The organism is Lacticaseibacillus saniviri JCM 17471 = DSM 24301, from assembly GCF_001311785.1.
Classification (GTDB): Bacteria; Bacillota; Bacilli; order Lactobacillales; family Lactobacillaceae; genus Lacticaseibacillus; species Lacticaseibacillus saniviri.
Genome location: NZ_BBBX01000010.1, coordinates 1 through 17,476, shown reverse-complemented (window position 1 = coordinate 17,476; position 17,476 = coordinate 1). Strand labels below are relative to the sequence as shown.

Genomic DNA, 17,476 nt, shown 5'->3' with positions numbered 1-17,476 from the left:
CTCAATTGTTAACGTTTTCAATTTTAATCTAACAAAAGGGGTGTGCGACAATGATTCAATTCTGCCACAACCCCTTTTGGGTCAATCGGTTGTTCCGATTAACGTGTTAGTGAAACTTGATGCTCATTCCACCTTTTGTCGCACTTCTATTTCAATGCGTCCAATTGTGTTTCCGCAATAACTTCCTTGGTCTTAGCCAATTGTGCAGCTTGCTCATTCGCATCCCAATCGAGTAAGCGACCCATTTCAGCAACAACAGGTTCTACTAAAGTAGGCAAGGTGTCTGCGTGGAATAAGATGGCATTTGTCCGCCGCAACAGATAGTCGACAGGGGTGAGTGCCATTTCTTCATTGACGGAGTAACGCAGGCTGATGGTTTCCTTCAGGCTCAAGCCGTCAGCGGCACCATTTTGAACATAGGTCACCACGCGACCCGTGTTAGAACCAAAACGGTTAGCCAAGTCTGTGGCTTCTTTTTCACTCATGCCAACTTCCTTAGCAATCCGAGTGTAGAACTTGATGGTTTCTTCAACGTTGGTTGGATCGAAATGACCACCGGAAACTTGCAGCTTCTTGCTGTCGATTTCCTTGGTTGTCACGTTGAATTCGGAATCAAGGATGGTGCGAATCAAGGCTAATGCCCCGGCAGCCATCTTCCGATAATCCGTAATCTTACCACCAGATAAAGTGATGATGCCGTCATCGGAACGGTTCAACGCGCTCCCACGGGAAACTTGTGATGGGCTGAGTGTTTCTTCAGCGTGAGCCGTCTTCAAGTTACTGATGGCGTGCTCAACATCTTCACGGGTTGCCTTCTTGTCTTCGAATTCGTTGACGGTGTGGATCAGGGCGTTGAAGGAGTCATCAGAAACCTTCCCAGCGTTGGCGCCACCACCGTTATAGTCGGAGCTACCGTTAGCCGCAATCAGTGGCCGTAAACCAACCCAGCTTGCTTCGATATCGTCGAGCTTGATGTCGGCTTCTGGATAACGGTTATTAATCGCTGCTAACAGGTAATCAACATCGGGTTGTTCAACCGTTGGATGTTCGTAATCACCGGTAAAGTCAGTATCGGTTGTCCCGAAGTAAGTCTTACCTTCACGAGGGACAACGAAGATCATCCGGCCATCGTCGGCACCTGAGTCAAAGTAGGTGGGTTGTGGCACTTGCAGACGACTGTCATCGACAACTAAGTGAACCCCCTTGGTTGGCCGCAGCGTTGGCGTGAAGGTTTCGCCCTTATCCAGTGCCTTGAACTTATCAACCCAAGGACCTGTTGTGTTGATGACTAACTTGGCATGAATATCAAAGGTTTCACCGGTCAAGTTATCCTTGGCTTGTAACCCGATAACCTTGCCGTTGTCATCATGCAAGACACCGACAGCTTCAACGTGACTCGCCACCATGGCGCCTAATTCATCGGCTTCTTTGATGTTTTCAATCACCAGGCGTGCATCGTTGTTCACGAAGTCGAGGTAAACGCCACCGCCCAATAACTTGTCCTTCTTCAGGCCAGGTTCGCGTTGCAAGACTTCTTCACGTGAGATAGTGTAGTTCGCGTATTGGGTACCCGTAACCCCAGCTAAGCGGTCATAGAGATCCATCGCGATTTTGACACTGAACATATCATAAGTGGAGTCCGGTTCGTCATAGATAGGTAACAGCATTGGGAAAGGCCGTGGAATATGAGGTGCAATCCCTTGAACAACGGCCCGTTCTTGAACGGTATCAGCGACAACGCCGACATCGAATGTCTTGAGGTAACGAATCCCACCGTGAACCAGCTTTGTTGACCGGGATGATGTCCCTTCAGCGAAGTCCTGCATTTCAATCAAACCAGTCTTGATGCCTGAAGCAGCGGCTTGAATCGCCACACCGGCACCGGTAATCCCACCACCGACAATCAAGAGATCTAGCGGGGTGTTCTTGAGATTTTCAATCGTTTGTTTGCGTGATTGTTTAGAAAATGCCATGGTAGATAATTCCTCCTATTAACTTATTGTTGATTCGAATCGAGTGAGCGGTGCTTGAACATGGTTGTTGCCTTAACGGCCTGTTGCCAGCCCTCATAGAGGTTGTCGCGCTTTGCTTCACTCATCTGTGGGTCAAAGTGTTTCCCGATTTCAAAAATGTTGTGCAATTCATCAACATCTTTCCAGAAGCCAACAGCGAGGCCGGCGAGGAAGGCAGCACCCATGGCAGTGGTTTCGAGGTTCTTAGCCCGTTCATTGGTGTGCCGAGGATGTCTGCTTGGAATTGCATGAGGTAATCATTGTTGGCCGCGCCACCATCGACACGCAATGCAGGGATATCGATATGAGTATCCTTGTACATGGTGTCGACAACGTCACGCGTTTGATAGGCGAGTGCTTGCAAGGTGGCCTTGATGAAGTCTTGGCGGGTTGTCCCACGGGTGAGACCAAAGACCGCCCCGCGTGCTTCACCGTCCCAGTAAGGCGCACCCAGACCAGTGAAGGCCGGTACGACATACACTTCATCAGCACTGGTTGATTCAACCGCTGCTTCTTCTGAATCAGAAGCATGTTCCACTAACTGCATCGCGTCACGCAGCCACTGAATCGCTGAACCCGCCACAAAGACAGAACCTTCAAGCGCATAAGTGACCTTGCCATTGATGCTGTAGCCGATAGTCGTCAACAGGTTGTTGGTGGACATGGTTGGTGTTTCACCGGTATTCATCACGATGAATGACCCGGTCCCATAAGTGTTCTTCACCATGCCGGGTTTAAGTGCTAACTGACCAAAGAGGGCACTCTGTTGATCCCCAGCCATACCAGAAATCGGTACGGCGCTACCATAGAAGTGATACGCTGCGGTACTACCGTAGACTTCAGAATTGCCCTTCACCTCTGGCAACATGGCCTTTGGAATGTTGAGCAGTTTCAAAATATCATCGTCCCACTTGAGGTCGTGGATATTGAACAGCATGGTCCGACTCGCATTGGTGTAGTCGGTCACATGGAAAGCACCACCAGAGAGTTTCCAAGACAGCCATGTGTCGATGGTCCCAAAGAGCAATTCGCCTTTTTCTGCCCGTTCCTGTGCACCTGGCACTTGATCGAGAATCCAGCGAATCTTGGTTGCAGAGAAGTAAGCATCGATTAACAGACCTGTTTTGTCGTGAATCATATCACTGTAGCCGTCCGCTTTGAGCTTCTCAGCTAACTCATTGGTTTGCCGTGATTGCCAAACAATCGCGTTATAGATAGGTAATCCAGTTTCTTTGTCCCAGATAACAGTAGTTTCACGCTGGTTGGTGATCCCAATCCCAGCGATTTGTTTCGGCTGGATACCCGACGAAATAAATGCGGTGGCAATTGTTGAAAGAACCGCATTCCAGATTTCATTGGCGTTATGTTCAACCCAACCTGGTTGCGGGAAATATTGCGGAAATTCACGCTGTGCATCAGCGACTTTGTTTCCGTCATGATCAATAATAATGGCACGAGTACTTGTTGTTCCTTCATCAATCGCTAAAACATATGTGTCGTTCATCTTAGCCCTCCTTTTGGGTATATTTGAAAACGATTACGTTCCCACACAAGTATGATAACGCATTCAAGGTCTTAAATAAAGAATTTTGTGCATTTTGTTTGTCAGCTATTCAATTGTGCGAAACGAATGTTATTTAATCCGTGTCCCGGACGCTTTTCGAGTATAATTGAAGTAACAGACAACAATTAATAGGAGGACATGGCATGCAGACAGATAAGGCATTACCAATCACAGGCGGGCGCAATTTTCGCGAGTTGGGCGGTTATCAAACGATGGACGGCCAACATGTGCGCATGCATAAGCTGATTCGTTCAGGGGCGTTGAATCAGTTGTTACCTGAGGACATGCAGTTTCTCAGTGATTACGGCCTGCGTTATGATATCGACTTCCGCTCAAAAGATGAGGTCACACCGCGGCCGGATCGTGTCCCAGCAGGAGCTGAATATCTTTGGCTGCCCACTTTCACTGCCATGCCGAATTCCAAGCAGAGTGAAGATGCAGCGACAGTCAAAGATGCGGGGAATGATGATGCTCGTTTCGTCATTCAGAATTTGAAAGACGCACCAGCAGATATGGGTTATCAGCGGATGCTCAATGTGTATCAGGGGCTGATTACGGCGGAAAGTGCGCGGGAGGCCTATCGTGGCTTCTTTGCGACAGTACTGAAGAACACGGCAGCCGATCAGAGTGTGATTTTTCACTGCAGCGCGGGTAAGGATCGCACCGGGATTGCTGCCTTTCTCTTACTCTCTGCGTTGGGCGTGGATCAAGCGACGATTACCGCAGATTATTTGATCAGTAATGAATTCGGTCAGGCGCGCGTGAATCGCCGCCAACAAGAACTGCGTGATGCCGGCGCGGGGGATAACGTTTTGAGAGTGGTACACGATCGCATGACGGTCCAACCGGCCTACCTCGAACACGCGCGGCAGTTGATTAAGACCAATTGGGGCGACACGACTCGATACCTCAACGAATGGTTGGGAATCGATGACGCCATGATTGCGCAACTGAAGCAAACCTACCTCGATTAATCACCAGCTTTCAGATTGTGATACCAGTAGATTACGCTGGATGGGTTCGCTTGTAATAGCCAGGAGGACATGACAAATGAAGAATAAATCCTATTTACAAAAACTGCTTAACTTACCTGACGGAAAAGCCATTGAACTCGAATTGGCGATTTCAACGCTTGTCCTAGTTATAGGTATTATTCTTCGTGCCTTGGCCATCAACGAACTGGGCTACGGATTTCTCAGTACGGCGATGCTGCTGTACGCGGATCCGTTCATTCAACTTTTTTCTCAATGGATGCCCAATAAAGTGTTGGCGATATTCATTGCAGTGTTTGTTCTATTGATAGTTTATGTCCTCTTAATATTTGGACTAGGGTTAATATTTAGGTGAGTACTGCAACGAAGAAAAAGTTATGGATGATTGGCTGACATAAATTAATTGATATTGGTCGATAGCGGTATGACAATTTTGTTAGGGGAACCATGCTTGCCATTGCACACTTTTGCGATTATGCTACAGCTATAAAATGTAGCTCTGGTATATGTCTTTATCGAGGGGGCAATCAGAATGACGGATCGAAAAATCTTCTTGTTTTTTGATGTGTTAGTGTACGCGTATTTGTTCTATGTGCTCAATCCAGCGTTTGCGGCTGCCGGCCATTGGTTTTCATGGCAAGGCACGGGAATCACGGTGTTGGTCATCATCGTTGCCACAGTGTTAGAGCGCAGCGGCTTCTGGCATTTGTTCAAATTGTGAACGTAAGCCATACAAAAACCCGCCACAAATCGGATTCGGTTTGTGGCGGGTTTTTGTCGTTCACTCTTTACTTAGCGTTATCAACCAGTGCATTGATGTCTTGTTGCAGCTTAGTTTCAGCTGGTGTTTCTGATGCGTTCTTAGGGACTGCCGAATCAGTAGATTTCTTTGACCGCATTGCTGCAGGACCGGCAGCAGTATGCATCACATATTTATCAGTCCCCATTGCTTTATAAAACATCATTTCTGGCGTCAAAGCGACATAGTATGTTTGACCTTTATAGACATTCTTAGCTAAGGGGACGAAAATCTGATCACCAGGCTCAGCCAACGCCCAGCCATTCTCTTTGACATAAGTTGTGGCTTGTAGTTCCTTATCTGTTAATTTTTCATCCTTTGGAATATAGTTCTTTTGCTGATAATCATGATAAATGTCTTTATTTCTGGCGAAGCACCGAATGCAGTGAGTGTCAGGGTTTGCCCCACTAAATGTTTATCACCAGCATAGACCTTTTGGATATAGACACTGTATGTAGAGGTAACCATCGATGAGTTAGGCCTGTAATCTGCCTTAACTTCCTGAATAATGCCTTCAACCGTAGCGCTGGTATCTGCCATTAAGCCAGTCAGTGTATCTGGTGTGGAATCGACGGCATAATCGGATTTAATTGTTTTTGATGGCACCTGACTAATCTGCTTTTTGTATGCTGCGCGATTAACCGATGCAGTTTTTAAAACCGTTTTTTCTTTAGACTCAAGAGGAGATACTTTTTGAAGAAGCAATAGCAGATGAGCCATTACTTTTTGATGTTGCTTGCTGACAGCCAATTAGCAGAAAAATGACACCCAACGCAGTAGCTATCGTACTGATCTTCTTACCCATAAAGATATTTCACACCTTTCATTTCATCGCTTAAAAATATTTTTTAGAAAATGAAATATATTCACTTGATATAATCGTATAGTAAAGTATCGGAGTAAGCAAATCGCATTGTGAATTCGTCGCACAAAAAAGCCGCCGTGGGTAGCGGCGGCTTAGGTATATTTGGGTGATTGGCTGGGTGACCAATCACCGATTTTTACTTTGGAGGAGTAAAATGAAAAAGTTGGGTTTGGGAAAGAAATGAGTGGGTGGCTCATTTCTATGTTTCCTATATTACCCAGAGAGTGTGAATAATTTGTGACGTAAACATAACGGTTCGGTGAAGGATTGGTTGGATTTTGTTTAAGTCAATCCTGCCGCGCTATTTCACGGTGATTGCAAGCAACCAACCGAGTGTCCCTAAGATCAATAACCCGGCAAAATTGACGGCCGTGAAGCCGGCGAAGAACCGTTTGCGATCGTGGTTACCGAATTGTGAGTACTGCTTGAAGACCAAGAGATTGGCCATGGAACCAACAATGGAACCCAGGCCCCCGATGTTTGACCCATAGAAGAGGGCCGCAGCGTGCGGGGTGAACTTGGCAAGCAGGACTGTGGAAGGCACATTACTGATGAACTGGCTCGTCAAAATGCTACTGAGGTACACCGACGTTGGTGATTTTTCAAGGGCGCCCAGCGTCGCAACTAGCCATGGAATCTGGCTGATGTTGCTGACGATGATGAAAAATCCTGTGAAGGTGAGGATAATAGCGTAATCGACGTGTTGCAAGATAACGGGGTTGAGGCCGATTGCGAGAGCGACAGCGGCGATGGCGCCCACCCAAGTAGGTAAGACGCCGAATACACCAGCAAAAATTAGTAATGCGACGCCAACAGTGACGAGTGTGGGACGCATTTGAATGCGAATGTCTCGCACGGGCACTTCTGGCACAGGTGTTGGCTTCACGAAGAAGCTGAAGACGGTCAGAATCAGAATGTCGGCTAACAGGAGTGGCAGCGACCACTTAAAGAAGGTGAGTGCTGGTACCTGATAGTGCATCAGAATGAAGATATTGTGCGGATTCCCGAATGGGGTAAAGGCACTCCCGAAATTGGCTGCCATACCGATGAGCGTGACAGGGATAATCTCTGGTAGGTTATATTTTTTGGCAATACGCAAATACAGTGGAATCAAAGTTAAAACGGTGACGTCGTTGGTCAGAAACATCCCACTGACCAACGCTAACACAATGAAGAGACGTGTTAGTTGTCTGGTATTGTTTGCATTGCTGGTCAGGCGATACGCCCAATAATCAAGAATATGTAGGTATTCAAAAATCTGGATAATTGTCATCATCCCGAGCAGTGACCAAAGCGTCGAGAAGTTAATGTCAGCAAGTTTTGGGCGAGCGAAAAATAGGCTCGCGAGGGCGAGGATGACGGTAATCTGAAGTACCGGATCCTTCGCTGTTTTTTAATAACGGTCATACGTTAACCCTTTCCTAAAAACCTCAACTCTCCTATTTTGCACTTTATTTTCACGACTGACAATATTGTTATTGCAATGATGAAAATTAACGAGTAATTAACTCATTGAATATTAATGTTTAGTATATATGGTAAATAGTCAACGCCCGTGCAAGGCGATTTCAGAAAATAAAAACCGGAGGTGTGACAAAACGTAGTTTTGTCACACCTCCGGTTTCAATTTCCGAACAAAATAGATTAATTGTGGTCCAAAATACTGAGAATTCCGGTTAACTAGGATTGATTCAAATCCTAAGTTCGTACTTTAGCATCAATCTCCTGTTAATCCTCCCACTCAAAGCGTCTTTTGTCACGACTTCTTCGGCTTTATTTTGAACCACGATAATCTGACTAGTGGTTGGAAATGAAGTTTCTGGTGTTCCTTAATCTGTCTCAGTAAGGATGTCGTGCGCTCAATGGATGGCACAATTAGCGCGATGGTTCATCTTGGTGCGCAAGCTCAAGAAAAAATATCGAAGTCCGTCAGATGATCCTGTGACGCCGTTAATTCAGCGTAGGTACCGGAGAACGCTGTCCCGGTTGGTGTGAGGTATTTGAAAATCGCGGATGTGTCTTGGAAAGGCAAGATACTGTGTGAGGTCACAATCACCGGTTTGACGGCGCTGAGTTGGTCTAGAATCGTCACAATCATTTTTGATTTTCGGGATCAACACTCGCAAGTGGTTCATCAAATAAGTAGAGGGCCTTATCAATCGCGGCAGAGGCGTAAACGAATAGGAGCGTGAGTTCACCGCCAGAGAGGGCGCCAAGCTTGCGTGATAGCAGGGGTGTGATGACATCGACGAAGAATGAATCGTCATTGGAGAATGCTGGATTCTTGTGATTCATGGCCGTGTACATGTCGAGTAACTCCGCCCCAGTGATGTTTGCCGTGTAGGGAATATCCTGAAAAACGTACATCATATCCTTAGGCGCTGGAAAACCGTGACGTTGACCGGAATCGGCTTTAACGAGGCCACTGATAATATCGAAGAGCGTTGATTTGCCGATACCATTCTTACCCAAGACAACAGACAGCCCGGGATTATCAAAACTGATGGAGGCGTGATCGAGACGCGGTGATGCTCATAATTGAAGGTGAGATTCTCGATAGTTAATGTACTCATGCGCGACCTCGATTCTGTAAGTTGAAGTGTTGATAGCTGATAACACCAATAATGGCATAGATGGCAATAATGATGAGCTCAACAGCCGACCGTTGAAGGGAGATATCACCTAACAGGATACGTAATGTATTGGCAATAAACTGATAGGGATTGAGTGCGATCAGCATGCTGAGTAACGGGTTGGAAGAATCAATCCCGTACAGCATGAGAAGTCCGATCAGTAGCGAGGTGCCCAGTGCCGAGAGACTGTTTTGCTGGAAGGGTAAGAGTAATATCCAGTTGAAAAACAGGGAGATCAGCGGAAACGCCACGATGGTAAGCAATATAACCGCTAGCAGCAAGCGTAATGAGAAGGTTTGATAGAGCGCCATTGAAAATAGGGTGTAGATGATATTCTCCAGCACAACTAATACGGTCTGAACGAGCACGTTGGCGCTGAACATCGGCCAGCGGCTACCACTGACGAAGAAATAAGACTTGAGAAAGCCGTCATCTCTGGTCGCAATCGTTGCTAGCGTGACACCATCTAGCGCTGTTGCGGCGATGATATAGGCGACAAGTGGCACAATTGCGGTAATCAGTCTCTCTGGCGAAAAGGACTGGGAACGATGTGACAGTCCTTGGTATAAAGTCCAAATAATCGGGAATAGAAGCGTAAAGACCAGATTGATGCGATTCAAAAAAGTCTGATGCAGATAGAATTTTGTAAAGCAACGCACTTTTTGCAGGGACATCCCAACACCTCCAACCAAAGTCATAAATGAGATTGTTATCATTTTATTTTAATTCATTTTCAATCATGACACGTGGCTTGTCAATATTTTTTATTGGGTGAGTGGATGTTATTTTGTGTGTAATAGCGATTCGGATGATATTCGTTAAGACGTGAGATCAAAAAAAGATTGTGACAAGCTCCTCGAGGGGGTGTCACAATCTTTTTTCTTTATAGGCTAGTTACTCTCGGTGCTCTTCAACACCGGGTTGCCGGGTCAAGATGGGCAACATGACCTCATCCACGAGATTAATCATGAAATCTGTCGTTAACGGTTGCTGCGAGATGATGATTTGATAGCGAATGGATTCAAAGGGGAGAAGCTTGGTTTCATCGGAGATAGCATTGATTTGCTCACCACGATGACGTGCTAAATCGAGAACACGATTGATGATTTCAAGATTGCTATCTCTGGTTGCTTTTAATCGATTGATCAGGGCGTTGTCCGCATTCCCAATCTCCCCAACCATCGCGCGCAAGACTTCAGGACCCATCAGATTGGACAAATCGAGGAAATGCTGAAAAATCTGCAACAGATCGGTCCGCAGATGGCCCGTGTTGACAGGTTCACTGAGAAGCGAACCCGCTTTATCGAGATTTCGCGCGCGGACGGCATCAAACACGAGATCAAAAACATTATTCCAGCGCCGATACAATACGGGGCGGTTGGTGCCAGCCCGCTCAGCGACAGATTTGAAATTCACGGCCGCATATCCGGATTCATCCATAATCGCGATGACAGCGGCATAGATATCGGCGAGTAATTCATCACCGCGCTTACGTGTTGTGCCATTGGTGCGCCTCCAAAATGTGTTTGTTCATTACGTTTAGTGTAGCATGTCGCGTATGATTTTTAAAATAAATTACACAATGTAACTTAATTGCTTGCCATTTTGATGTCAGGCGACTATACTTCGTTTTGCACATAAGTTACACGCTGTAACTTAAATATTGATGGAGGCACCTCACATGCAAAAACAAACAACCAAAAAGGCACCCGTTCCTAAGAGCATCATCAATACAGGATGGATTCTTGTTCTTGGGGCCATTATGCCCATGCTGGATTCAACGATGGTCAACATTGCGATTAATCACTTGAGCCGGGACTTCAATACGGGATTAGATGCGATTCAGTGGGTCACCACGGGTTATGTGTTGGCCACCGCGATCTTCGTCCCAATAGCGGGGTGGGCGATTCAGCGGTACGACGGCAAGCAATTGGTCATCGGAGCAAACGTCCTATTCTTACTCGGATCGATTCTATCCGGGTTGTCATGGAATATCGAATCAATGATTGTGTTCAGAATTATTCAAGGCGCTGCCGCCGGATTTATTTTGCCACTGATGAGTACACTGATGGCCCAAACAGCCGGATCAAAATACATGGGCCGCGTGATGTCGATTGTTGGGATTCCTGTTGTTTTGGGCCCGATTCTGGGACCCGTTCTCGGCGCCATTATCATTCAGAATTTCTCGTGGCGATGGATCTTCTTTGTGAATGTACCGGTGGGAATTATTGCGATTATTCTGATGACAATGAAACTGCGGCACTTCACGCCGATTAATAAAGCGGCTAAGTTTGATTTTGTGGGAATCACGTTACTCGCGTTGACATCATCGTCATTGATCTATGGCATTACACAAGCTGCCAAGAATGCGACGTTCAATAACTCGTCGACCATCAGCTTCTTGATCGCAGGCGTCGTCATCCTGTTGGCTTACGTCGGTTATGCGGCTTATAAGAAGAATGATGCGATCCTGCCACTACACCTGTTCAAAATGAAGAGCTTTGACGGCGCCATGATAGGGTTGTTTCTGACGGGGATTGCGACCAATGGGCCAATGCTCTTACTACCGCTGTTCTTCCAGAATATCAAAGGCTTTAGCGTCATCAATGCGGGGTTAATGTTGATCTCACAGGGAGTCGGGATGTTAGTTGCGCGACCACTAATCGGTAATCTGACAGACAAGTTAGGCGCACGCACCGTTGTGATGGTGAGTCTGGTGTTCACAATTGCTGGCTCACTACCATTTATTTATTTTGATGGTCAGTCGTCATTAATCTGGATCAGTATCGCGCTGTTCATTCGAGGAATTGGCATCGGCGGGGTGGCGATCCCGATGATGACAGATGCCTATACCGGCATGGAAAAGGGGACGTAGCCGCGTCATCGATTGGTACCCGAATCATTCAGAACATCGGTGGTGCATTTGGCTCAGCCGTTTTGGCCACAGTCGTGAGTCTGTCTGTGACGAAGAATACTGTACCTACGCTAACTGTCATGACGCATGCGTATCAAAATGGTTTCCAAGTCGCCTTGATTGTGAGCGTCATTCTGTTCTTACCGGCACTGCTCCTAACGAATCGGAGCAAGCAAGCTATCGATGTAGAAGCGACAAAGGCATAGTTTCACGTGAAACAAAATAGACTAGCGAATGACGAAAACTTGTTGCTTTCGACATTTGCTAGTCTATTTTAATGGGTACGCTTGCTGTACAGGCCAATGAGGTTGACCACGGCATCAATGGTCATAATCCCAGCCATGAGGTACATCGCGGCCATATTTTGCATCGAATACACCAACCAAATCAGAATGACGTTCAAAGCCAACATGCACCATGCCAACCACTTCTGTTGCATCATCATAGAATCGCCTCCAACTCCAGCATACGCCTGCTGCTCAAGAGTACACATGTAAACGTGCATGCTATAATATGCGTGTAGAGATGGAGGAATCACATGAATATCAAAATTATCGGGGTCGGCAAACTCAAGGAGAAGTACTTTACGGCTGGGATTGCCGAATATAAGAAGCGACTGGGCAAGTTTGTCAATGTCAGTATTGTTGAAGTGCCGGATGAGAAGGCCCCTGAATCACTGTCAGATGCCGAAATGACCCAGGTCAAGCAGGCTGAAGGGGAACGTATATTAGGTAAGATCAAGGACAAAGAATGGGTCATTGCACTCGCTATTGAGGGTAAGCAGCGCAGTTCCGAAGTGTTCGCCAAAGAGATTGCGGATCTCGCCACCTATGGCCACTCGGATATCACGTTTGTTATCGGGGGATCATTGGGTTTGAGTCCTGAAGTGATGAAGCGTGCCGACAACACATTGAGTTTCGGTAAGCTGACATTGCCACATCAACTGATGCGTTTGGTGTTGATTGAGCAGATCTATCGCGCCTTCATGATCAATGCGGGAAGTCCGTACCATAAATAATGCACGCGATTGAATGCTTTCTTGCATGAAAAGAGCACCTAGTCGCTAGCCGAACACTCGCACTAGATGCCATGATGTGTCAGTCGATTTATTTTTCAAACAGATGAATTTCGTCTGCTTTAAAGTAAACCTGTTGACTCGCACCAATCCGCACTAAATATTGATCGCGCTTTGTATCATGCGAGATAACGACGCCGGTAACACCTAACCAAGGCTTCTGTGGTAATTGAACAACATCGCCTACGTTAAAGGTTTGCATATTAACTCCTCCTTATATCATTCAAGGCGAGTATAGATATGCAGTGGTGAGGCGTCAATTGTTTTGCTCGGAAGTAGATTTTCCCAGTACATCAATCGGGGTTAAACTGGTGCTCGATTTGACATGTATTTAGGTAATCACGTCTTTCACGCTCAACGTCAGTGCACACAAAAGACCAGGAAACTTTATTCTGGTCTTTTTGTGTGGTTATTTAACAATTGCGCGCTGCGACAACCATTTGATTTTGTCAAAAGAAACGAGATCAGCATCAATGGTACCTGATGTTGTCGCAATGAGATACTCCAGAACGGGGGGTGTACGCGTAAGCCATGAGGACATCATAGTTGATGGCGACAAAGACGTCTTGAGCCGTGGCGCGCTCAACAAAAGTCGCCAGTACTTCGAATCCGGCATAGGCATCTTGAACAGTGATACCCAATTGCTTCAGAATCGCGGCTTGATTGAATTCCCGAATCAGTAACATATCATCTAGGTGCTGCTTGCCATAGTCAAAAACCAAGTCCATGAAGTGATTGAGTTCTTGTACGGGATCATTAGCGAGATCAATGGTGGTGATGGCTGCGGCCAGTGCCTTTTTTCGATTGAGGTAGAGGGTCCGTAACATGTCGTTCTTATCCGTGAAGTAAGTGTACAGTGTGCCCGGTGCGATATTGGCCGCCTTGGCAATTTTACTCAGCGAAACGGCCGCAATACCATCGGTGCGGATAATCTGTTCGGTGCTGTCCAAAATTCGTTCGCGTTTCTCTAAATCTTGTGTGCGCATATTATTTCTCCGTGGCTTGTGAGCTGTATTGATTGATGAACCGCCATGCAGCTTGACGAGTGGTGACGGCTTCGGGCAAAGTCTCTTCCCAATTAAAGCCATGCCACATGCCATTTTTAATGGCTGTTTGCATCTTAAAAGTGAAGCGTAAGATGCTACTCCACATCTTATCACGCGAACCAGTGCGCATAAAGGTAGCGGAAACCACGAATCAAATTTCTTATAGCGTGTCTAAGGCTTGCATATAATATTATACGATGTATAGTATTGATGAGGTGATAACATGGAGATTCAACTTTCATCTGATGTGCTCGACGGGTTGGTGTTAGCCGCCTTACATCGAGAAGATCAGTATGGATACAGTCTGACACAGTACGTACAAAGCTATGTTCAGGTGTCGGAGTCGACGCTATATCCCGTTTTGCGACGCTTAAAAAAGAATCAACTCGTTGAGACTTATGATGAACAATATCAAGGTCGTAATCGGCGCTATTATCAGATTACGGCGCAAGGGCAAGCGTACTTATTAGATTTTCGAGAAGCATGGACTAGATATCAAACACAAATCAATCACATGTTAGGGGAGGAAAACTGATGGCCTATTTTGATCAATTAGCAAGTGAACTAAAAGACTTGACCCAGGAAGAACGTGCCGCCTCAATCGATTTTTATCAAGAATTTGCGCACGATGCCGGGCTGACATCGGATGCTGAAATCAGTCAACATTTCGGACGGCCACAACAATTAGCACGGAAAATACTGGCTGATTACTCGATTGATCAGATTGAGACTCAGCAAGCGGAGACGCCCAAAAACTATTGGAAGCTTATTGGGATTGTTATTCTGGGCTTATTGTCGTTGCCACTAGGTGTGCCGCTCGGCATTGTCATCATCATTACAATTATTAGTATCGTGATAATGATTGCGGCTGCTTTTTGTCGGTTCAAGTGGTCTTGTGGTCGACTGGGTTACTGGGTGTTGTGTTCGTGGTTGCTGGTGTGGGTGTCATCGGTGCTAGCATTGGCGTCGCATTGAGCTACATCGGTATCGGATTAGTCATGTTCGGAATTTTTATGTTGCTGTGGCCAATGATGTATCGGGAATTGAAACGCTTGTCATACTGGAGTGCTCAGAAGTTTGGCCAGCTATATCAATGGACAAAGACACGCGTACAAGCTAGATAGGAGTGGCAAAAATGACAAAAAGAAAAATGAGCCGATATGCGATTGCATTAATCGTTCTAGGCGCTGTTTTGACGGGCATCGGGCTGAAAATGACAGGCCTACATAGCGTTGAATTTGATTCTACAGGATTTCACGTCAGAGAAGCCGTTAAATTTGATGACTAATGCCTCAATTTTGGCATTTGACGCATACTAGACAAAGAGACGGGGTTGCGACAAAACTATTTTTGTCACATCCTCGTCTCTTTTTTCGTTTTGTATTAGGCCAGTGTCACAATGCCCAAATCAATCATGGATTGGGCGGTTGCGATGATGGCTTCCTTAGCTGAACGTGGATGCCAGTTCAATAAGGTTTGTGCTTTTTCGTTGCTGGTATCAGCGAAGTTGCCTACCAGCGTTGCCATCATTTTGAGCATCGGATTGGTTTTGGCGTTTGCCTTGAGCACGTCATCCGGAATCACCGTCGTTGGTAACTTAGCCGCAAATTGTGGGAAGGCATCGCGCAGAATATTCGCCACATCCAACATGGACAGTGTTTCGCCCGTCGTTGCCAAGAAGCGTTCGCCATTGGCTTTGGGGCTGGTCATCGCAAGCAGATGGAGGCTGGCGACATCACGCACATCGATGTAACCAGAATTGATATTAGGAACGGCAGGAACATCACCGCTCAACAACTGAACGATTTGTTGATTCGAGTGGGAGAAGTCGCTGGCAAGGACGGGGCCCATCACACCAACGGGATTGATGGCGGCCATTTCTAAGCCGTTGCCCTCTGTTTCGATGAAGTTCCATGCCGCGTGTTCGGCCAGTGTCTTGGAACGTTGGTAAGGGTCGAGATGCGGATTGTCTAAGTTGGTCCAGTCCTTTTCAGTGAATGGTGTGGTACGGTTGGTGTGGCCCATTCCGACAGCGCCATAAGCGGATGTGAGGACGACGCGCTTGACCCCAGCATCGCGGGCGTGGGTTAAGACGCGAATATTACCGTTAACCGCAGTTTGCGTCATCGCATCGGCGTCAGCGAACTCACCCGTTGGCGTTGACGAAGCGACACTCATGACATAATCGGCGCCCGCCATTACCTGATCCCAGTTGGTATCTGTGGTGAGATCGGCTTCGATGAAGGACAGTTGATCAAATTGTGGATGCCGGCCTGAGTCAGCATCCCTTTCACAAGCTCAACCTTAGCGAGTGACCGGACTGTGGCCCGCACTTGATGACCTTGTTGTAGTAATTGGGCGATGATATGACTTGCGATAAAACCTGTGGCACCTGTAACGACGATTAATTGTTTAGACATATTAAAATTCCTCCTCATGTGTTGCACTTGTAACGTATGCAAGAGCATCGTACAATGATGGCAGACAGAAAACAACAGCTGACAAGGCATCTGTGACGAAATGAGGAAAGTGTAATGGCAGCAACCAAACATGCACAATCGATTAAAAATGACTCTAAGAACTACCTGGCAACAGCATTACTTGAACAGCTTCAAACCACCAACTTGGAAGATATCAAGATTTCAAAGCTAGTGACGCGTGCCGGCGTGAGTCGCATGGCATTCTATCGTAATTTTGAAACAGTTGGTGACGTGCTCCATGATTATTTTGAACCCAAAATCCGCCAGTTGTTCGACGATGTTATTCAACAGACACCAACGGACGACAAAATGGTGGCGGTCGATCGGTTCTTTGCGGAATTCGAGGGAACAATGATACTGTCGATTGAACGCCATTTTGAGTTTGTGATTCGGCAAATTTTCTTCGACAACATGCAACGCCTGTATCGCCAGTTACCTACCATTGAGGCCATTCCAGAGATTGAACGGCGCTATTGGGTGGGCTTTATGAGCGCTGGTGTTTACAACATCTGGCGCGAATGGTTATTGCACGACAAGCAAGATTCGCTCGATGAGATTCACACATTGTTAGCCACGCTACAAACCACAACCTTCAATGCATTGAAGCAGTAAGCGGTTCAGACTGCTGTGAGAGGAGCATAATCACAATGATCCAATACACAACGCAACAACCCACACAAGCGCAAGCGACCGCGCTGTACACGGCGGTTGGCTGGAAAGCTTATACACAAGATATGCCAAGTTTGATGCAGGCGCTGCAACATTCTGTCTTGATAACAGCGTGGGCAGAAGACGATTTGGTTGGCTTGATCCGTGGCGTGACGGATGGCCATAGCATCTTATATATTCAGGATTTGTTGGTGCTACCCGCCTATCAGCGCCAAGGCATTGCGACTAGGTTAATGCAACAATTGCGCAGTGCCTATCCAACGGGCCAAACTGTATTACTGACGGATGATAAAGCGGCAACCAAACGATTCTATACATCGGTCGGTATGAAAGACGTAGATGCGCATCAGTTACGCGCTTTTTGATGATACGCGGCAGTGATTTTGCAAAATAAAATAGCCTCGACGATTTGTTTTCGTCGAGGCTA

25 protein-coding genes and 1 pseudogene are annotated in these 17,476 nt (G+C 46.6%); 11 read left to right on the top strand and 15 right to left on the bottom strand.

What is annotated here, in order from left to right; translation table 11 throughout:
* Positions 1 to 146 precede the first annotated feature (146 nt).
* Both glpO and glpK read right to left on the bottom strand, forming a co-directional pair.
* Positions 147 to 1,973, bottom strand: a complete 1,827-nt coding sequence (gene glpO, locus JCM17471_RS06385; protein ID WP_054777256.1) for a type 1 glycerol-3-phosphate oxidase — start codon at positions 1,971 to 1,973, stop codon at positions 147 to 149.
* 23 nt (positions 1,974 to 1,996) lie between these two features.
* Positions 1,997 to 3,516, bottom strand: a pseudogene (gene glpK / locus JCM17471_RS06380) (glycerol kinase GlpK).
* 203 nt (positions 3,517 to 3,719) lie between these two features.
* Between glpK and JCM17471_RS06375 the strand changes: the two are divergent.
* The 3 genes from JCM17471_RS06375 (at position 3,720) to JCM17471_RS06365 (ending at position 5,289) form a co-directional block, all read left to right on the top strand.
* Positions 3,720 to 4,550, top strand: a complete 831-nt coding sequence (locus JCM17471_RS06375) for a tyrosine-protein phosphatase (protein ID WP_054777255.1) — start codon at positions 3,720 to 3,722, stop codon at positions 4,548 to 4,550.
* 76 nt (positions 4,551 to 4,626) lie between these two features.
* Positions 4,627 to 4,923, top strand: a complete 297-nt coding sequence (locus tag JCM17471_RS06370) for a hypothetical protein (RefSeq protein ID WP_054777254.1) — start codon at positions 4,627 to 4,629, stop codon at positions 4,921 to 4,923.
* A gap of 177 nt (positions 4,924 to 5,100) precedes the next feature.
* Positions 5,101 to 5,289 (top strand): hypothetical protein, encoded by a 189-nt coding sequence (locus tag JCM17471_RS06365; protein ID WP_054777253.1) that lies wholly within the window; start codon positions 5,101 to 5,103, stop codon positions 5,287 to 5,289.
* Between the two features lie 67 nt (positions 5,290 to 5,356).
* Here the strand turns inward: JCM17471_RS06365 and JCM17471_RS06360 are convergent, their stop codons facing one another.
* The 7 genes from JCM17471_RS06360 to JCM17471_RS06330 form a co-directional block, all read right to left on the bottom strand.
* Positions 5,357 to 5,620 (bottom strand): hypothetical protein, encoded by a 264-nt coding sequence (locus JCM17471_RS06360; RefSeq protein WP_054777252.1) that lies wholly within the window; start codon positions 5,618 to 5,620, stop codon positions 5,357 to 5,359.
* A gap of 50 nt (positions 5,621 to 5,670) precedes the next feature.
* Positions 5,671 to 6,117, bottom strand: coding sequence for a hypothetical protein (locus tag JCM17471_RS06355; protein WP_054777251.1), 447 nt, complete (start codon positions 6,115 to 6,117; stop codon positions 5,671 to 5,673).
* A 416-nt stretch (positions 6,118 to 6,533) separates the two neighbouring features.
* On the bottom strand, positions 6,534 to 7,598 hold the full coding sequence (locus JCM17471_RS06350; protein WP_054777250.1) for an SLC13 family permease: 1,065 nt from the start codon (positions 7,596 to 7,598) through the stop codon (positions 6,534 to 6,536).
* Positions 7,599 to 8,138: 540 nt separating this feature from the next.
* Entirely contained in the window at positions 8,139 to 8,330 is a 192-nt protein-coding gene (locus tag JCM17471_RS06345) for a hypothetical protein (protein WP_054777249.1), read from the bottom strand.
* Entirely contained in the window at positions 8,327 to 8,737 is a 411-nt protein-coding gene (locus JCM17471_RS06340; protein ID WP_082395241.1) for an ATP-binding cassette domain-containing protein, read from the bottom strand. The genes JCM17471_RS06345 and JCM17471_RS06340 overlap by 4 nt, the downstream gene beginning before the upstream one ends.
* Before the next feature lie 64 nt (positions 8,738 to 8,801).
* Complete coding sequence (locus JCM17471_RS06335; RefSeq protein WP_054777247.1) at positions 8,802 to 9,539, bottom strand: hypothetical protein; 738 nt, start codon at positions 9,537 to 9,539, stop codon at positions 8,802 to 8,804.
* A 220-nt stretch (positions 9,540 to 9,759) separates the two neighbouring features.
* Complete coding sequence (locus tag JCM17471_RS06330; protein ID WP_263849440.1) at positions 9,760 to 10,281, bottom strand: TetR/AcrR family transcriptional regulator C-terminal ligand-binding domain-containing protein; 522 nt, start codon at positions 10,279 to 10,281, stop codon at positions 9,760 to 9,762.
* A 265-nt stretch (positions 10,282 to 10,546) separates the two neighbouring features.
* On the opposite strand from JCM17471_RS06330, the gene JCM17471_RS06325 reads away from it, so the two are divergent.
* Both JCM17471_RS06325 and JCM17471_RS15135 read left to right on the top strand, forming a co-directional pair.
* A complete protein-coding gene (locus tag JCM17471_RS06325) occupies positions 10,547 to 11,740 on the top strand; it encodes a DHA2 family efflux MFS transporter permease subunit (RefSeq protein WP_225354164.1) in 1,194 nt (397 codons plus the stop codon).
* 62 nt (positions 11,741 to 11,802) lie between these two features.
* A complete protein-coding gene (locus JCM17471_RS15135; RefSeq protein WP_225354163.1) occupies positions 11,803 to 11,985 on the top strand; it encodes a hypothetical protein in 183 nt (60 codons plus the stop codon).
* Between the two features lie 68 nt (positions 11,986 to 12,053).
* Here JCM17471_RS15135 and JCM17471_RS14570 read toward each other — a convergent pair whose 3' ends face one another.
* A complete protein-coding gene (locus JCM17471_RS14570) occupies positions 12,054 to 12,224 on the bottom strand; it encodes a hypothetical protein (protein WP_164479302.1) in 171 nt (56 codons plus the stop codon).
* Between the two features lie 93 nt (positions 12,225 to 12,317).
* On the opposite strand from JCM17471_RS14570, the gene rlmH reads away from it, so the two are divergent.
* Entirely contained in the window at positions 12,318 to 12,797 is a 480-nt protein-coding gene (rlmH, locus tag JCM17471_RS06320) for a 23S rRNA (pseudouridine(1915)-N(3))-methyltransferase RlmH (RefSeq protein ID WP_054777245.1), read from the top strand.
* A gap of 88 nt (positions 12,798 to 12,885) precedes the next feature.
* On the opposite strand, the gene JCM17471_RS14030 is transcribed toward rlmH, so the two are convergent.
* From JCM17471_RS14030 to JCM17471_RS06310, 3 genes are all read right to left on the bottom strand, one after another.
* On the bottom strand, positions 12,886 to 13,056 hold the full coding sequence (locus tag JCM17471_RS14030; RefSeq protein WP_156321628.1) for a hypothetical protein: 171 nt from the start codon (positions 13,054 to 13,056) through the stop codon (positions 12,886 to 12,888).
* 268 nt (positions 13,057 to 13,324) lie between these two features.
* Entirely contained in the window at positions 13,325 to 13,840 is a 516-nt protein-coding gene (locus tag JCM17471_RS06315) for a TetR/AcrR family transcriptional regulator (protein WP_225354162.1), read from the bottom strand.
* Between the two features lies 1 nt (position 13,841).
* Positions 13,842 to 14,030: a hypothetical protein gene (locus JCM17471_RS06310; RefSeq protein ID WP_054777244.1), complete on the bottom strand. Its 189-nt coding sequence runs from the start codon at positions 14,028 to 14,030 to the stop codon at positions 13,842 to 13,844.
* Between the two features lie 93 nt (positions 14,031 to 14,123).
* Between JCM17471_RS06310 and JCM17471_RS06305 the strand changes: the two genes are divergently transcribed.
* From JCM17471_RS06305 to JCM17471_RS14020, 3 genes are all read left to right on the top strand, one after another.
* The gene (locus JCM17471_RS06305) at positions 14,124 to 14,435 is read left to right on the top strand and encodes a PadR family transcriptional regulator (RefSeq protein ID WP_054777243.1); all 312 of its coding nucleotides are present in this window, start codon (positions 14,124 to 14,126) and stop codon (positions 14,433 to 14,435) included.
* Entirely contained in the window at positions 14,435 to 14,875 is a 441-nt protein-coding gene (locus JCM17471_RS06300; RefSeq protein WP_054777242.1) for a DUF1700 domain-containing protein, read from the top strand. The genes JCM17471_RS06305 and JCM17471_RS06300 overlap by 1 nt, the downstream gene beginning before the upstream one ends.
* Before the next feature lie 160 nt (positions 14,876 to 15,035).
* A complete protein-coding gene (locus tag JCM17471_RS14020) occupies positions 15,036 to 15,188 on the top strand; it encodes a hypothetical protein (RefSeq protein ID WP_156407390.1) in 153 nt (50 codons plus the stop codon).
* A gap of 95 nt (positions 15,189 to 15,283) precedes the next feature.
* Here the strand turns inward: JCM17471_RS14020 and JCM17471_RS06295 are convergent, their stop codons facing one another.
* Positions 15,284 to 16,141 (bottom strand): NAD-dependent epimerase/dehydratase family protein, encoded by an 858-nt coding sequence (locus tag JCM17471_RS06295; RefSeq protein WP_263849445.1) that lies wholly within the window; start codon positions 16,139 to 16,141, stop codon positions 15,284 to 15,286.
* Positions 16,099 to 16,320: an NmrA family NAD(P)-binding protein gene (locus JCM17471_RS15910; protein ID WP_263849438.1), complete on the bottom strand. Its 222-nt coding sequence runs from the start codon at positions 16,318 to 16,320 to the stop codon at positions 16,099 to 16,101. The genes JCM17471_RS06295 and JCM17471_RS15910 overlap by 43 nt, the downstream gene beginning before the upstream one ends.
* Positions 16,321 to 16,434: 114 nt before the next feature.
* On the opposite strand from JCM17471_RS15910, the gene JCM17471_RS06290 reads away from it, so the two are divergent.
* Positions 16,435 to 16,992, top strand: a complete 558-nt coding sequence (locus JCM17471_RS06290; RefSeq protein ID WP_054777241.1) for a TetR/AcrR family transcriptional regulator — start codon at positions 16,435 to 16,437, stop codon at positions 16,990 to 16,992.
* A 35-nt stretch (positions 16,993 to 17,027) separates the two neighbouring features.
* Positions 17,028 to 17,414, top strand: a complete 387-nt coding sequence (locus tag JCM17471_RS06285) for a GNAT family N-acetyltransferase (protein WP_054777240.1) — start codon at positions 17,028 to 17,030, stop codon at positions 17,412 to 17,414.
* The last annotated feature ends 62 nt before the right edge of the window (positions 17,415 to 17,476 follow it).

Excerpts from the sequence above, each read along its gene's own strand:
- glpO (WP_054777256.1), bottom strand. The coding sequence starts at position 1,973 with ATGGCATTTTCTAAACAATCACGCAAACAAACGATTGAAAATCTCAAG.
- JCM17471_RS06375 (WP_054777255.1), top strand. The coding sequence starts at position 3,720 with ATGCAGACAGATAAGGCATTACCAATCACAGGCGGGCGCAATTTTCGC.
- JCM17471_RS06370 (WP_054777254.1), top strand. The coding sequence starts at position 4,627 with ATGAAGAATAAATCCTATTTACAAAAACTGCTTAACTTACCTGACGGA.
- JCM17471_RS06365 (WP_054777253.1), top strand. The coding sequence starts at position 5,101 with ATGACGGATCGAAAAATCTTCTTGTTTTTTGATGTGTTAGTGTACGCG.
- JCM17471_RS06345 (WP_054777249.1), bottom strand. The coding sequence starts at position 8,330 with ATGATTGTGACGATTCTAGACCAACTCAGCGCCGTCAAACCGGTGATT.
- JCM17471_RS06335 (WP_054777247.1), bottom strand. The coding sequence starts at position 9,539 with ATGTCCCTGCAAAAAGTGCGTTGCTTTACAAAATTCTATCTGCATCAG.
- JCM17471_RS06325 (WP_225354164.1), top strand. The coding sequence starts at position 10,547 with ATGCAAAAACAAACAACCAAAAAGGCACCCGTTCCTAAGAGCATCATC.
- JCM17471_RS14570 (WP_164479302.1), bottom strand. The coding sequence starts at position 12,224 with ATGATGATGCAACAGAAGTGGTTGGCATGGTGCATGTTGGCTTTGAAC.
- rlmH (WP_054777245.1), top strand. The coding sequence starts at position 12,318 with ATGAATATCAAAATTATCGGGGTCGGCAAACTCAAGGAGAAGTACTTT.
- JCM17471_RS14030 (WP_156321628.1), bottom strand. The coding sequence starts at position 13,056 with ATGCAAACCTTTAACGTAGGCGATGTTGTTCAATTACCACAGAAGCCT.
- JCM17471_RS06315 (WP_225354162.1), bottom strand. The coding sequence starts at position 13,840 with ATGCGCACACAAGATTTAGAGAAACGCGAACGAATTTTGGACAGCACC.
- JCM17471_RS06310 (WP_054777244.1), bottom strand. The coding sequence starts at position 14,030 with ATGCGCACTGGTTCGCGTGATAAGATGTGGAGTAGCATCTTACGCTTC.
- JCM17471_RS06305 (WP_054777243.1), top strand. The coding sequence starts at position 14,124 with ATGGAGATTCAACTTTCATCTGATGTGCTCGACGGGTTGGTGTTAGCC.
- JCM17471_RS06300 (WP_054777242.1), top strand. The coding sequence starts at position 14,435 with ATGGCCTATTTTGATCAATTAGCAAGTGAACTAAAAGACTTGACCCAG.
- JCM17471_RS14020 (WP_156407390.1), top strand. The coding sequence starts at position 15,036 with ATGACAAAAAGAAAAATGAGCCGATATGCGATTGCATTAATCGTTCTA.
- JCM17471_RS15910 (WP_263849438.1), bottom strand. The coding sequence starts at position 16,320 with ATGTCTAAACAATTAATCGTCGTTACAGGTGCCACAGGTTTTATCGCA.
- JCM17471_RS06290 (WP_054777241.1), top strand. The coding sequence starts at position 16,435 with ATGGCAGCAACCAAACATGCACAATCGATTAAAAATGACTCTAAGAAC.
- JCM17471_RS06285 (WP_054777240.1), top strand. The coding sequence starts at position 17,028 with ATGATCCAATACACAACGCAACAACCCACACAAGCGCAAGCGACCGCG.